Raw genomic sequence first — 14,444 nt, forward strand, 5'->3', positions numbered from 1 at the left:
GTCCGGAGCGGGGGAGTGCTCAGGATAGCGGATTGGACAGGGAAGGGCATGGGGCCGCCTTGCGGCCCAACGCCGGCAAGCCAGCTCCCACAGCTATCGCGTATGCATCAGTTTTGACGCGGTCCTGTGGGAGCTGGCTTGCCGGCGATGGGCTGCAAAGCAGCCCCAAAAAGCTCAGAACCGGGCGGTGCTCACGGTGATATAGCCCTTCTCCGCCACCGCGATGCGGATCACTGTCTCGTCCGCTGGCGCCTTGCGGTTGCGCTTGATACGCACGCCATCCACTGCGGCAGCTTTCAGGTGTTCGGTGATGGCCCGCCCGTTGGCGTCGAAGAACACCTCGCTGGCCAGCAACTCGATGCGTTCGATCAATTGCCGGGACTGTTCATCGGTGGCGCAGAAGAACATCACCCCCGACAGGTGCGGGTCTTCATCGGGGTTGCTCATGTCATGGGTCAGCATTTCGCGCAGGCTGCTGCGCAGTTCGGCAATGGAGCGGGCGTACAGGTGCATACGGAACCTCCTCTGGATCGCGACCTTGCGTTGTCCACCACCGATCTTGTTTTCTGTGTGCAGAGGCAGCAAGTAGGACGCTTCTGAGAGGGCTGTGGGAAATTTCTGAATGCGCCGAACTACCGCCCTTGACTGGCAGGTGGTAGAGGCCGGCGGCAAAATTCGCCGGCCTGCACCGATCCCGTGTTGGGGCCGCGTAGCCTCATCTAGCGTTGAACCTCCTGCTTGAAGCGCAACCGCCAGCCATGCAACAACGGTTCGGTATAGCCACTCGGCTGCTCACGCCCCTTGAACACCAGCTCCCGCGCAGCGCGGAAGGCATGCGATGCCTCGAAACCGGCCGCCATCGGCCGATACGCCGGGTCCCCTGCATTCTGCTGGTCGACCACCCTGGCCATGCGCTGCAGGCTCGCTTCGACCTGTTCGTCATCCACCACCCCATGGTGCAGCCAGTTGGCAATGTGCTGCGCTGAAATGCGCAGGGTGGCGCGGTCCTCCATAAGGCCCACATCGTGAATGTCGGGCACCTTGGAACAGCCGATTCCTTGCTCGACCCAGCGCACCACGTAACCGAGGATGCCTTGGCAGTTGTTGTCCAGTTCGGCCTGGATATCAGCGGCACTCCACGGCCGTTCGGCGCTGACCGGAATGCTCAGCAGGTCATGCAGCAATGCGCCGCGCTGGGCTTCCAGGTCGACCTGTTCCAGTGCCTGTTGTACGGCGCCCACGTCCACCTGGTGATAGTGCAGTGCATGCAGGGTGGCGGCAGTGGGCGAGGGCACCCAGGCGGTGTTGGCACCGGCCTTTGGCTGGGCAACTTTCTGTTCCAGCATGGCCGCCATCAGGTCAGGCATGGCCCACATGCCCTTGCCAATCTGTGCCTTGCCACGCAGGCCACAGGCCAGCCCGACCAGCACGTTGCTGCGTTCGTAGGCCTGGATCCAGGCGCTGCCTTTCATGTCGCCCTTGCGCAGCATGGCGCCGGCTTCCATGGCGCTGTGCATCTCGTCCCCGGTGCGGTCGAGGAAGCCGGTGTTGATGAACACCACCCGTGATGCGGCACTGGCGATGCAGGCCTTGAGGTTGACGCTGGTGCGCCGCTCCTCGTCCATGATGCCCATCTTCAGGGTATGCGCAGGCAAGCCCAGCAGGGCCTCGACACGGCCGAACAGCTGGTCGGCGAAGGCCACTTCGGCCGGCCCGTGCATCTTCGGCTTGACGATGTACAGGCTGCCTTCGCGGGAGTTGCCGCGGCGCTTGAGATCGTGCAGGCCGATCAGGCTGGTGACCACGGCATCGAGGATGCCTTCGGGGATTTCCCGGCCATCGCGGTCATGGATGGCCGGGTTGGTCATCAGGTGGCCGACGTTGCGGATGAACAGCAGCGAGCGGCCCGGCAGCATCAGGGGTTGGCCGTTTGCACCGTGGTACTGGCGGTCGGCGGCCAGGGTGCGGCTGAAGGTCTTGCCGCCTTTGCTGACCTGCTCGCTGAGGTCGCCCTTCATCAGGCCCAGCCAGTTGCGGTAGACCTTGACCTTGTCGTCGGCATCCACGGCAGCTACCGAGTCTTCGCAGTCGATGATGGTGGTCAGTGCGGCTTCCAGGGCGATGTCCTTGACCCCGGCCAGGTCCTGTTGGCCGATTGCACTGGTCGGGTCGATTCGGATTTCGAAATGCAGCCGGTGGTGCTGCAACAGGATCGCCGTGGGTGTGCTCGGCTCACCCTGGTGGCCATGAAGTTGTGCTGGATTCTGCAACCCGACCTGGCGGCCGTCGGCCAACGTCACGTGCAGCGTACCCTGGTTGATCGCATAGGCCTTGGCGTCGCTGTGTGACGCACCGTCGAGTGGGGCGCTAGCGTCGAGGAACTGCCGGCCATAGGCAATCACCTTGGCGCCGCGCACCGGGTTGTAGCCTTGGCCGCGTTCGGCGCCAGCGGTTTCGGCAATGGCATCGGTGCCGTACAGTGCATCGTAGAGGGAACCCCAGCGGGCGTTGGCGGCGTTGAGGGCGTAGCGGGCATTGCTCAGCGGCACGACCAGCTGCGGGCCGGCTTGCACGGCGATTTCACGGTCGACCTTGGCGGTGCTGATCTGCACGTGTTCGGGGGCGTCGACCAGATAGCCGATGCCTTGCAGGAAGTGCTGGTAGGCGGCCATGTCGTGGATCGGGCCGGGGTGCTGGCGGTGCCAGTTGTCCAGCTCGGTTTGCAGGCGCTGGCGTTCGGCGAGCAGGGCGCGGTTTTGCGGGGCGAGGTCGTGGACCAGGTTGCTGAAACCTTGCCAGAAGGCGTTGGCTTCGATGCCGGTGCCGGGGAGGACTTCGTCTTCGATAAAGCGCTGGAGGGTGGGGGCGATCTGGAGTTCGTTTGGCATTGTCTGTTCGCTCGATGTTCGGTCTTCGGGAATTCAGTCGCCTGTGCGGGCCTCTTCGCGGGTAAACCCGCTCCCACAGGGACCGCAGGCACCTCAAATCCAGTGCAGTACTTGTGGGAGCGGGTTTACCCGCGAAGAGGCCGTTACAGGATTTACAAGGCAGCCGCCCCAGCCTTGGCCACCTGGGCATCCTGTTCGGACTTGACCCCGGATACGCCGATGGCACCCACCACCTGGCCATCCACCCGCAATGGCACGCCACCTTCCAGGCTGGTGAGCAGCGGTGCGGTGACGAATGCGGTACGGCCGCCATTGACCATTTGCTCGTAATCCCGTGTTTCCTTGCGCCCCAGCGCGGAGGTACGGGCTTTTTCCACGGCAATGTAGGCACTGGCCGGCGCACAACCATCCATGCGCTCCAGGGCCAGGGGGTGGCCGCCGTCGTCGACCACGGCGATGGTCACGTTCCATTGTCGGGCCAGTGCTTCCTGGCGGGCGGCGGCCAGCACACGGGCGACTTCGGCCTGGCCGATCACGAACTTGCTATGCATGAGGGTTCTCCGGGTTCAAGGCTGCTTCGACGATTTCGATCCAGTGCCGTACCGGCGTGCGCCCGGCCCCGTCGAGGTGGGCCTGGCAGCCGATGTTGGCGGTAGCGATGATTTGCGGTTTGCCGCTTTCCAGTGCGTTGAGGCGGTTGTCACGCAGTTGCAGCGACAGCGCTGGCTGGGTCAGCGAATAGGTGCCAGCCGAGCCGCAGCACAGGTGGCCGTCCGGCACCGGGGTCAAGGTAAAGCCCAGGCGCGTCAGCAGCGCCTCTACCGCGCCCCCCAGTTTCAGGGCGTGTTGCAGCGTACAGGGGCAATGGAAGGCCAGGCGTTGTTCGGCGCACAGGCCCAGTTGCTCGACCGGCTCATCGCGCAGTACTTCTACCAGATCGCGGGACAGGGCGCTGACCCTTGCTGCTTTGGCTGCGTAGCGCGGGTCGTGTTCCAGCAGGTGGCCATAGTCGCGCACGAACGCGCCACAGCCGCTGGCGGTTTGCACGATGGCCTCGGCACCTGCTTCGATAGCCGGCCACCAGGCGTCGATATTGCGCCGCGCACGCTGCAGGCCTTGCTCCTGGGCATTGAGGTGATAATCCACCGCGCCACAGCAGCCGGCCTGATGGATCGGTTGCACGCTAATCCCCAGGCGGTCGAGCAGGCGTGTCGCAGCGGCATTGGTATTGGGTGACAAGGCCGGCTGCACGCAGCCTTCCAGCATCAGCACCTGGCGTGCGTGGCGTGGCGCGGGGCGCTCGCCGGGCGCCGTGATGCGCGCCGGTAGCTTGCGCTTGAGCGTGGCCGGCAACAGCGGGCGCAGGGCCTGGCCGCTGCGGGTCAGCGCCTTGAACAACGCAGGGCGTGGCACCACCGCACGCAGGCCCTGGCGCAGCAGGCGCTGACCGAGCGGGCGCTGCACCCGCTGGTCGACCACGGCGCGGCCGATGTCCAGCAGGTCGTGGTACCTGACCCCGGATGGGCAGGTGCTTTCGCAGTTGCGGCAGCTCAGGCAGCGGTCCAGGTGCAGCTGGGTGCTGGCGGTGACCGGCTCGCCTTCGAGCACCTGCTTTATCAGGTAGATGCGCCCGCGCGGGCCGTCCAGTTCATCGCCCAGCAGCTGGTAGGTGGGGCAGGTGGCAGTGCAGAAACCACAGTGCACGCAGGAGCGCAGGATGCTTTCGGCCTCGTCGGCGCGGGCCAGCCGGCGGCTTGTTTCGCTCAGGTTGGTTTGCATGGTCTGGCCTCACAGGTCCGGGTACAGGCGGCCAGGGTTGAACACCCCCTGGGGGTCGAGCTGCTGCTTGAGGGCGCGGTGGTAACGCATCAGCGCCGCGGGCAGGGGTGGGGTGCTGGCTGCTCCGGGGGCGTAGCAGGTGGCGTGGCCGCCCACCTTGGCGAGGTGGTCGCGAATCGCCTGCGCCGGTGCACTGGACTTCAGCCAGCGCTGGGCACCTCCCCAGTCGATCAACTGCTGGCCGGGCAGGTGCAGTTCGCCGGTGGCGTTGGGCAGCGACAGCCGCCATAGCGGTGCAGGGTCACTGAAGAACGCCAGGCGTTGTTCACGCAGGTTGCTCCAGAAGACGCTGTCGAGGGTTTCGCCGCCCAGGCGCTGGCGGGCCGACTGCACCGAGCCCTCACCGCCTTCCAGGCGCAGGTACAGGGCGTCTCCGTCATGGCAGGCCGCGCTGATCGGCAATGGCTGCTGGCCCCATTCGGCCAGCTCGGCCAATGCCTGGTGGCTGCCCATAGGCAGGCGCAGGCTCAGGCATTCGCGCGGCCGAGGCAGCACTTTCAAGGAAACTTCAGTTAACAGCCCCAGGCAACCGAAGCTGCCGGCCATCAGCCGTGATACATCGTAACCGGCCACATTCTTCATTACCTCGCCACCAAAGCGCAGCAGCTTGCCGTGGCCGGTGATCACCCGCGTGCCGAGCACGTAGTCACGTACCGAACCGGCCCACGGCCGCCTGGGGCCGGACAGGCCCGCCGCGACCATGCCGCCCAGGGTGGCCTCGGGGCCCAGATGCGGGGGCTCGCAGGGCAGCATCTGGCCGGCCTCGTGCAGCGCCGCTTCGATCTCGCGCAGCGGAGTGCCTGCACGGGCGGTAAGCACCAGTTCGGTCGGGTCGTAGCTGACGATGCCACGGTGGCTGCGGGTGTCGAGTACTTCGCCGGCCACCGGGTTGCCGAGCATGGCCTTGCTGTTGCTGCCCTGGATACGCAGTGGCGTGCCCTGGTTCAAGGCCTGGTTAACCTGCTCCAGCAGGGCCTGGCCGATGTCGCGGTCCATGCTCATCAGAAGCGCTCCAGGTTGGGGAACGGCAGTTGCCCGTGGTGCACGTGCATGGCGCCGAACTCGGCGCAACGGTGCAGGGTGGGGATGTTCTTGCCGGGGTTGAGCAGGCCCTGCGGGTCGAACGCGGCCTTGACCGCGTGGAACAGGGTGATTTCGTCGCTGTTGAACTGTGCGCACATCTGGTTGATTTTTTCGCGCCCTACGCCGTGCTCGCCGGTAATGCTGCCGCCCACCGCCACGCACAGTTCGAGGATCTTGCCGCCGATGGCTTCGGCCCGCTCCAGCTCGCCGGGCAGGTTGGCATCGAACAGGATCAACGGGTGCATGTTGCCATCGCCGGCGTGGAACACGTTGGCGACGCGCAGGCCGTATTCGCTGGACAGGTCACTGATGCCCTTGAGCACCCGCGGCAGTTCGCGACGTGGGATGGTGCCGTCCATGCAGTAGTAGTCCGGGGAAATGCGCCCCACCGCCGGGAAGGCGTTCTTGCGCCCGGCCCAGAAGCGCACGCGCTCGGCCTCGTCGCAGGCCAGCCGCACTTCCCGGGCGCCGGCTTGGGTCAGCACGGCGGCCACCCGTTCGCAGTCGTCGTGCACATCGGCCTCCACGCCATCCAGTTCGCACAACAGGATGGCCGCCGCGTCCACTGGGTAGCCGGCGTGGATGAAGTCTTCGGCAGCGCGGATGGCCAGGTTGTCCATCATCTCCAGCCCGCCTGGAATGATGCCGGCGGCGATGATTTCGGCCACCGCCCGGCCAGCGTCCTCGACGCTGTCGAAACTGGCCAGCAGCACCCTTGCCACCTGAGGCTTGGGCAGTAGTTTAACGGTGACTTCGGTGACGATGCCGAGCATGCCTTCAGAGCCAGTGAACAGCGCCAGCAGGTCGAAGCCGGGGCTGTCCAGGGCGTCGCTGCCCAGGGTCAGGTGTTCCCCTTCGACCGTGAGAATGTCCACCTTCAGCAGGTTGTGCACGGTCAGGCCGTACTTGAGGCAGTGCACGCCACCTGCGTTCTCGGCGACGTTGCCACCAATGGAGCAGGCAATTTGCGAGGACGGGTCTGGCGCGTAGTACATACCATGAGGTGCGGCGGCCTGGGAGATGGCCAGGTTGCGTACGCCGGGTTGCACACGGGCGTAGCGGCCCTGTGGGTTGACTTCAAGGATGCGGTTGAAGCGCGCCATCACCAGCAGGATGCCCTTGGCCAGCGGCAGGGCGCCGCCGGACAGGCCGGTACCGGCGCCACGCGCTACCACTGGCACCCCGCGCTGGTGGCAGAGCTTGAGCAGCGTTTGCACCTGCTCCAGGCGCTCGGGCAGCACCACCAGCAGCGGCACAGTGCGATAGGCCGAAAGGCCATCGCATTCGTAGGGTTTAAGGTCTTCTTCGCGGTGCAGGACTTCGAGGTCCGGCAGGGCACTGCGCAGTGCCTGCAGCAGCTCTGCCTGGTCCACGGCGGGCAGCGCGCCATCGACGCGTTCGTCGTACAGGATATTCATCGGCTCACTCGGCAACGGTTTTTGTTGTTGTTGGCAAAGCGGTCACCGGTGCAGCCTGCGCGTGCCAGCAGCAGTGGTCGAGCATGGCAGGCACTGGTCCTACCAGTTTTTCTTCGGGGTACTGGTGATTGATGGGTTTACCCGGCTAGATTGGGGCAGCTGGTCTAACTGGTCCTACCAGCAGGAGGATGCGCAGTGGTTACTGATGGCAAGGCCAAGGTCGCCGACCAGGTGGCCGAGCGGGTGGAGCGGCTGATCGTCGATGGCGTGCTGAAGGTGGGCCAGGCCCTGCCTTCGGAGCGGCGGCTGGTAGAGAAGCTGGGTTGTTCACGCTCGGCCCTGCGCGAAGGGCTACGCATTTTGCGTGGGCGCGGCATCATCGACACCGAGCAGGGGCGAGGCTCGTTCGTCGCCGACCTGACAGGGCAGGCGGGCGCCACACCGTTGATGCACCTGTTCAGCTCCCAGCCACGCACGCTGTTCGACCTGCTGGAGGTGCGGGCGTTGCTGGAGGCCGAGTCGGCGCGGCTGGCGGCGTTACGCGCCACCGAGGTCGACCGCTTGCTGATTCGCCGGCGGTATGAAGAAATGCTGGCTGCCCACGAGGCGGCAGAGGCGCTGGACGCCCGTGAGCACGCCCGCCGTGACCATGCCTTTCACCGGGCGATCAGCGAGGCGTCGCACAACCCGGTGCTGGTGCATACCCTGCAATCGCTCAGTGACCTGACCTTGAGCACCGTGTTTGCGTCGGTCAACAACCTGTATTGCCGCCCGGCGCAAAAACGCCAGATTGATCGGCAGCATGCGCGGCTGTATCACGCGGTGATGGAGCAACTGCCGGAGCAGGCGCAGCGGGCGGCGCGTGAGCATATCAACGGGATACGCGACAGTTTGCGGGAGATCGAACAGGAAGAGCAGCGTTTGGTGCGGGCAACCATGCGCATGGATGGTTGGGGATGATGCTGCCTGTGCCAGCCCTTTCGCGGGCTTGCCCGCGAAAGGGCTGGCACAGGATTGCCTCAATGATCGGCTATGCGGTCATCCTGGGAAAGAATAGCCCTGGCCAGCTCTTCATCATTGGCCTGCAGCCCAGGATGGTCCTTGCGGGCCTGTTCCAGCGCCGACTCTACATAGGCGCCACGGATCGCACCGCCGCTGGCGACGAAAGCCGAAAGCTCGTCACGGGCCGGGATGATCCGTTTGTCGTCCTTGAAGGTCGAATACAGCGAAGCGGAAACACCGGCCGAGGTGGCGACGTCGCCCGCATCGACGCGGGCCAGGGCAGCACCGGCAGGCAGCAGGAGCAGCAGCGCAGGGGCGAGGAGTAGGTGGCGCATGACGTGTTCTCCAGTAGCGTGAAGCACAGGGAAATAAACCACTCAGTGCTTAAGAGAGCCGAGCAGTGCAGGTAGTTCCCTTTGCTGGCTGGAGATTGTCGGGGCCGCCATGCGGCCCAATCGCGACGCAAGGCCGCTCCCACATGGATCGGCATACGCAGGACCTTGTGTGGGAGCGGCCTTGTGTCGCGATTGGGCTGCGCAGCAGCCCCCGAGGCCCGTTCAGGCCAACTGGTAGGTGGTCTTCACCCGGGTGAAGAACTGCCGTGCATGCGTCCCCTGCTCACGCGAACCCAGGCTCGATGCCCCGTTCCCCCCGAACGGCACGTGATAATCCACCCCGGCAGTCGGCAAGTTGACCATCACCATCCCCGCCGAGCTGTTGCGCTTGAAATACTCGGCATGACGCAGCGAGGTGGTGACGATACCGGCCGACAGGCCAAACGCCGTGTCCTCGGCGGCAGCGAACGCTTCGTCATGGTCACGCACCTTGAGTACGCTCAGCACCGGCCCGAAAATTTCTTCGCGGTAGATGCGCATGTCCGGCGTCACTTCGGTAAACAGCGCCGGGGTGAAAAAGTACGCCCCTGCCAGGTTGTCGATCCGCTCGCCGCCACACACCAGTTTCGCGCCCTGTTCAAGGCCGGCGGCCACGTACGCCAGGTTCTGCTCCAGCTGCCGGCTGTCGACCACCGGGCCGATGTCGGTGCTGGCCTGTAGCGCATCGCCTACCTCCAGTGCGCGGGTGCGTTCGGCCAGGCGTGCGACGAAGGCATCATGAATGCCTTCGGTCACGATCACCCGCGAGCTGGCGGTGCAACGTTGGCCGGTGCTGTAGAACGAACCGTTCAGCGCCACCTCCACTGCCTGTTCCAGGTCCGCATCGTCCAGCACGATCAGCGGGTTCTTGCCGCCCATCTCCAGCTGCACTTTCTTCATGCCTTCGGCGGCCAGCCGGGCAATTTGCCGGCCGGTATGCTCAGAGCCGGTAAAGCTGATGCCATCGACCAACGGCGAACGGATAATGGTATCGCCGACGCTGCGGCCCGGGCCGATCAGCATGTTGAACACACCTGCCGGCAAACCGGCGCGGGAGATGATGTCGGCCAGCGCCCAGGCCGAGGATGGCACCAGTTCGGCCGGTTTGAACACCACACAGTTGCCAAAACACAGCGCCGGGGCGATCTTCCACGCCGGGATGGCGATGGGGAAGTTCCACGGAGCGATGATGCCGACCACGCCCAGTGGTTGGGTGAACACATCGATCCCCACGTCCTGGCGCACTGACTGGTACTTCTCGCCTTCGGCACGCAGCGCTTCCTGGGCGTAGAACTTGAACGAGCGCCCGGCACGGTCCACTTCGCCCAGGGCTTCGCGCAGCACCTTGCCTTCTTCGCGGGCAAGCAGGGTTGCCAGTTGTTCGCGGCGGGCGAGGATTTCCGTACCGATGAAATCCAGCGCGTCGGCACGCTGCTGCGGGTTGCTGCGCGCCCACGCCGGTTGCGCGCGGCGGGCAGCGGTGATGGCCCGCTCGGACAACAACTGATCCGCGCGTTCGAAGCGCTCTATCACTTCACCCGGGTTGGACGGGTTGCGGTTTTCCAGGACGTCGGCGCTGCTGCCGAGCGGGACGAAGGCGCCATCGACGTAGCTGCTTTTGGTGGCAAGGGTCATGCGGTGCGAATCCTTTTTTCAGAAACCTGGCGGGCGACGAAGTCGCTGATGTTGTCCACGGCGCTGTCCATCAGCTGCTGCATGGCGTCTTCGCTGCTCCAGGCGATGTGCGGGTTAAGCAGGAAGTCGTCGCGGTCGATCAGTTCGAACAACGGGTTGCTGGGGTGCAGCGGCTCCACTTCCACAACATCCAGCGCCACGCCGCCCAGGCGGCCTTGCTGCAGCGCCCGGATCAGCGCCGTTTCGTTGACCACGCCGCCGCGGCCGGTGTTGACCACAATGGCATCGGGCTTCATCAACGCCAGTTGGTCGACATCGATCAGGTTGTAGGTTTCTGGTGTGAGCGGGCAGTTGATCGACAGTACATCGCAGCTTTTCAGCAGCTCGGCCAGTGGCCGGCAATCGGTGCCCTTGCGCTTGCCGCCGCGGTCCTCGAACAGCACCTGCATGCCGAATGCCCGCGCCAGGTGCGCCAGGCGCAGGGCAATCGGGCCGCTGCCGATGATCGCCAACTGCTTGTCGCGCACATCGCGGATGCGGTGGTTGAAGTAGATGTTCTGGTACGGCTTGTCGCCGGCATGCACCTGGCGCATCAGGCGGGTGAACGCGGCCGGGCGGCGGAACAGTTCAAGGATCATCGCCAGGCTGTGCTCGGCCACGGTGTTGGCGGCATAGCCCGGTACGCTCGATACTTCGATGCCGTTGGCTTCGCAATAATCGACATCCACGATGTCACGGCCGGTCAGGGCCAGCGAGATCATCTTCAGCCTGGGCAACTGGCGCAGGTGCTCTTCGCGCAGCGGCACGCTGCAGGTCAGCGCCACGGTCGCGTCTTTGAGGTGCTCCGGCACCTGGTCGGGGTGGGTGTAGGCGTACTGCTGCCAGCTGTGATCGCAGTCGGGGCGCTTGAGGCGGGTGGAAGGCGCCAGGCCTTCGTCGTCAAGGAAGACTATATGTTCGCTCACGGTCTTGTCCTTATTTTTTCTGCGCGGGCACGTAACCGGCGGGCGCCATGCCCACAAGCTGGCGGGTGATGAAGCCGGCATCCTGGTCGTGGTCTTCCAGCGATTCCTTGCGCACCAGTGCATCGCGAACCAGATGCGCGCCAAAGAAGCGCAACGGCTCTGGCGGCAGCAGCTTCATCTTCTGGTTGACCAGGCCACAGTTGGCCCACTCGTCGTTGGCATGGGTGGCCAGCGACTTGATGATACGGCTGGCAAACACCGTGGTGGCCACGCCGTTGCCGGAAAAACCGATGCCGTAGCTGACGGTCTGGTGATGGTCGAGGTAGCCGAAGTTGGGCAGGCCCTTCATGGCCCGGTCAATCGGCCCGGTCCAACTGCTGACCACCGGTACATCCTGCAACTGCGGGTACAGGCGGCGCAGTTCGGCAGCGACCTTGTCGGCGGCCGGCGAGGGTTTTTCATACAGGTTGCCGATGCGCCCGGCATAGGCGAACTGGCCCAGCGGCTTGCCGAACACCACGCGACCGTCCGGGGTGTTGCGCCAGTAGTTGAGCACGGTGCGCGAATCGGTCATGCATTCGCCGCCGCTGAAACCGATGGCGTCGAGCTTGGCCTTGACCGGCGCGGTGGCGACCATGTCGCTGGACATGATCGCGATCATCCGGCGCAGCTCGGGGAATTGCGCGCCCCAGGCGTTGAGCGCCAGCACCACGTGGTTGGCTTTTACATGGCCTTTGGCGGTGTGTACCACAGGGTGCTTGCCGCGCTGAAGGTGATTGAACGGCGATTTCTCGAAAATCTGCACGCCCAGCTTCAGTGCCACGCGGCGCAGGCCGCGGGCCAGCATGGCGGGCTGCACAGTGGCCGCGTTGGGGTCGAAGATGCCGCCCAGCACCAGTGGCGAGCCGACGCGGCCGCGAATGGTCTGGCGGTCCAGTTCCTGGAACGGGTTGACGTCGAGTTTCTGCAGGCCGTCGGTGAGCACGCGCCAGGAGTTCATCTGCCGCTGGTTGGTGGCCGTCCACAGCCAGCCGTCCTTGCGGTAATGGGCGTCGATGCCGTGCTCCCGGCAGAAGCTGCCGATCTCGTCGATGGCCGACTCGGCCGCCTCGCAGATGCGCCGCGCTTCGACATCACCGCAGATGGTGCGCACCGACAGGTACTTGCCCCACCAGTTGGTGGCCACGCCACCGTTGCGCCCGCTGGCACCCGAGCCGCAGCGGTCGCGCTCAACGATGACGATGGTTTTTTCCGGGTGCGCCTGTTTCAGGCGGATAGCTGACCACAGGCCAAGGAAGCCACCGCCGACGATGCACACGTCGGCTTGAATCGAGTCCTGCAGGGCAGGGGCCAGGTCGTTGTCCAGGTCAAGCGCCTGGGCATACCAGAATCCACGGTACATGAGAGGTGCCTCTGAGCATGTTTGTCTTGAGCCTACATGATGCTCAGCCGGGCGAGTGCGCTGATATTACAGCCATGACAATTGATAGAACGGCGCCGCCTTTTGTCACGCATTTCCTATTTGTGGGGATGCATATGATATGACGGACGCAGGGCGCGCTTTAGAATGGCGCCATTATGGATGTCACGAGGCCAGCGTTCATGTTTGCCGAACAACAAGAAGAACCGGTAAAAGCCCCCGTCATCACTGCGCAGGTCAAGCCCGAACTGCGGGTAGGCTTCGTGCTGATGAACCACTTCACCCTGGTGCCGGTGGCGGGCTTGGTGGACTCGCTGCGCTTTGCTGCGGACAAGTCATTCCGCAGCCAGCAGGTGTTCTGCCAGTGGGACTGGATGACGCTGGACGACCAGCCGATCACCGCCAGTTGCGGCATGCCCATTTCGCCGACCAAGCCGCTTAACCTGTTTGCCCAGTACGACTATGTGGTGCTGGCCGGTGGCCTGCTGGACGAAACCCGCAACCCGCCGGCCTGGCTGCTGGATGCGCTGCGTGAGGTGCATGCGGCGAATATCCCGATAATTGCCTTGTGCTCGGGGTCGTTCGTGCTTGGCAAAGCCGGGCTGCTCGATGGCCGGCGCTGTGCGCTGCATTTCACCTTGCGTGACGAGTTCAAGGAGCGTTTTCCCCTGGCCACGGCGGTGATCGACAAGAGCTACGTGGACGACCGCGGCATCATCACTTGCCCGGGCGGCACGGCCATTGACCTGGCGGCCAACCTGATCCGCCGGCATTGCGGCGCAGTGCGGGCGCAGAAGGGGCTGGAATACCTGCTGGTGGATGAGCGCGCCGAAGAGCAGGACAAGACGGCCAGCGAATGCGTGTACCAGAACGACCGCGTGCAGCGGGCGATCAGCTTCATGCGCGCCAACCTGGATGCCTCGATGACGCTCAAGGCCGTGGCTGAAGCGGTGGGCACCCACCCCCGGCAGTTGCACCGTGAATTTGTGGCTAATACCCAGGAGCCGCCGGCCAACTACTGGCGCAAGTTGCGCCTGGACCATGCCCGGCGGTTGCTGGTGAACACCAGCCAGAACATCACCACCATTGCGTTGGCGTGCGGGTTTTCCGATGCGTCGCACTTTATCTTGTGGTTTCGCAAGCAGTACGGTGAGACGCCGTACAGCTTCCGCAAGCGCAGGCATGAAGTGGAGCGGTTTGACTGGCATGGCGACAAGGTGGGGTTGGACCCGGAGCTCTAACAAGCTATCGCGGTCAGGTGTAGGAGCGGCCTTGCGTCGCGAAAGGGCTGCAGAGCAGGCCCAGCATCGCACATTCAGCACAGATTGCCGGGGCCGCTTTGCGGCCCATCGCGACACAAGGCCGCTCCAGGGACCGTGTGGGTATCAGGGCTGGCCGATGGCCTGCATCCCCATCCGGCTGGTCCGTTTGCCGGGGCTGATACGTTCGATCATCCATTTGTTCCTTAGAGCAGCACGTAAGTCTTGCGCAGGGTTTCGCGAATGTCCCAGACACCCTCGCAGTTCTCCGGGAACAGCACTGCGTCGCCGGCGCGCAGCTCTACCGGCTCGCCACCGTCGGGGGTGAAGGTGCACCAGCCGCTGACAATGTGGCTGAACTCACGGTTTTTCAGGTGCCGGCGGAACACACCCGGGCTGCTTTCCCATACGCCGATGCTGGCGCCGACGGCTTCGTCGGTCTGGTCCTGGGCGGTGGCTGCCTGGGCGACGGGTTCACCGATCGGCAGGCGGGCCGGGGCAGGAGCCCCCAGCGACGCGAGGGGGGCATTGCGCACGACAGTCAGTACTTGGCTCACGAAA

13 protein-coding genes are annotated in these 14,444 nt (G+C 64.8%); 2 read left to right on the forward strand and 11 right to left on the reverse strand.

Annotated features, from left to right (window positions below):
- Nucleotides 1-174: 174 nt before the first annotated feature.
- The 6 genes from ACN6NG_RS11415 to glcD all read right to left on the reverse strand — a co-directional run bounded on the left by ACN6NG_RS11415 (nucleotide 175) and on the right by glcD (nucleotide 7,228).
- A complete protein-coding gene (locus ACN6NG_RS11415; RefSeq protein ID WP_353456748.1) occupies nucleotides 175-513 on the reverse strand; it encodes a hypothetical protein in 339 nt (112 codons plus the stop codon).
- A gap of 206 nt (nucleotides 514-719) precedes the next feature.
- A complete protein-coding gene (locus ACN6NG_RS11420) occupies nucleotides 720-2,888 on the reverse strand; it encodes a malate synthase G (protein ID WP_474314011.1) in 2,169 nt (722 codons plus the stop codon).
- A 152-nt stretch (nucleotides 2,889-3,040) separates the two neighbouring features.
- Nucleotides 3,041-3,439, reverse strand: a complete 399-nt coding sequence (locus ACN6NG_RS11425; protein ID WP_353456746.1) for a heme-binding protein — start codon at nucleotides 3,437-3,439, stop codon at nucleotides 3,041-3,043.
- On the reverse strand, nucleotides 3,432-4,667 hold the full coding sequence (gene glcF, locus ACN6NG_RS11430) for a glycolate oxidase subunit GlcF (protein WP_474314012.1): 1,236 nt from the start codon (nucleotides 4,665-4,667) through the stop codon (nucleotides 3,432-3,434). Before glcF ends, ACN6NG_RS11425 begins: the two co-directional genes overlap by 8 nt.
- 9 nt (nucleotides 4,668-4,676) lie before the next feature.
- Entirely contained in the window at nucleotides 4,677-5,729 is a 1,053-nt protein-coding gene (glcE, locus tag ACN6NG_RS11435) for a glycolate oxidase subunit GlcE (protein WP_353456745.1), read from the reverse strand.
- Complete coding sequence (gene glcD / locus ACN6NG_RS11440; RefSeq protein ID WP_353456744.1) at nucleotides 5,729-7,228, reverse strand: glycolate oxidase subunit GlcD; 1,500 nt, start codon at nucleotides 7,226-7,228, stop codon at nucleotides 5,729-5,731. The genes glcE and glcD overlap by 1 nt, the downstream gene beginning before the upstream one ends.
- A gap of 195 nt (nucleotides 7,229-7,423) precedes the next feature.
- Between glcD and glcC the strand changes: the two genes are divergently transcribed.
- Nucleotides 7,424-8,188 carry a transcriptional regulator GlcC gene (gene glcC, locus ACN6NG_RS11445; protein ID WP_197898485.1) on the forward strand — a complete coding sequence of 255 codons (765 nt, stop codon included), beginning with the start codon at nucleotides 7,424-7,426 and terminating at the stop codon, nucleotides 8,186-8,188.
- A 59-nt stretch (nucleotides 8,189-8,247) separates the two neighbouring features.
- Here glcC and ACN6NG_RS11450 read toward each other — a convergent pair whose 3' ends face one another.
- The 4 genes from ACN6NG_RS11450 to ACN6NG_RS11465 form a co-directional block, all read right to left on the reverse strand.
- Entirely contained in the window at nucleotides 8,248-8,565 is a 318-nt protein-coding gene (locus ACN6NG_RS11450) for a DUF2388 domain-containing protein (protein ID WP_016487609.1), read from the reverse strand.
- A 222-nt stretch (nucleotides 8,566-8,787) separates the two neighbouring features.
- Complete coding sequence (locus tag ACN6NG_RS11455; protein WP_353456743.1) at nucleotides 8,788-10,239, reverse strand: aldehyde dehydrogenase family protein; 1,452 nt, start codon at nucleotides 10,237-10,239, stop codon at nucleotides 8,788-8,790.
- Nucleotides 10,236-11,204, reverse strand: coding sequence for an NAD(P)-dependent oxidoreductase (locus tag ACN6NG_RS11460; RefSeq protein WP_403010396.1), 969 nt, complete (start codon nucleotides 11,202-11,204; stop codon nucleotides 10,236-10,238). Before ACN6NG_RS11460 ends, ACN6NG_RS11455 begins: the two co-directional genes overlap by 4 nt.
- A 10-nt stretch (nucleotides 11,205-11,214) precedes the next feature.
- The gene (locus ACN6NG_RS11465) at nucleotides 11,215-12,606 is read right to left on the reverse strand and encodes an NAD(P)/FAD-dependent oxidoreductase (protein WP_474314014.1); all 1,392 of its coding nucleotides are present in this window, start codon (nucleotides 12,604-12,606) and stop codon (nucleotides 11,215-11,217) included.
- Between the two features lie 200 nt (nucleotides 12,607-12,806).
- On the opposite strand from ACN6NG_RS11465, the gene ACN6NG_RS11470 reads away from it, so the two are divergent.
- Complete coding sequence (locus tag ACN6NG_RS11470) at nucleotides 12,807-13,865, forward strand: GlxA family transcriptional regulator (RefSeq protein WP_049272996.1); 1,059 nt, start codon at nucleotides 12,807-12,809, stop codon at nucleotides 13,863-13,865.
- Between the two features lie 224 nt (nucleotides 13,866-14,089).
- Here the strand turns inward: ACN6NG_RS11470 and ACN6NG_RS11475 are convergent, their stop codons facing one another.
- On the reverse strand, nucleotides 14,090-14,440 hold the full coding sequence (locus ACN6NG_RS11475) for a cupin domain-containing protein (RefSeq protein ID WP_063426641.1): 351 nt from the start codon (nucleotides 14,438-14,440) through the stop codon (nucleotides 14,090-14,092).
- Nucleotides 14,441-14,444: the final 4 nt, after the last annotated feature.

It is taken from the genome of Pseudomonas sp. TSO6, from assembly GCF_056098905.1.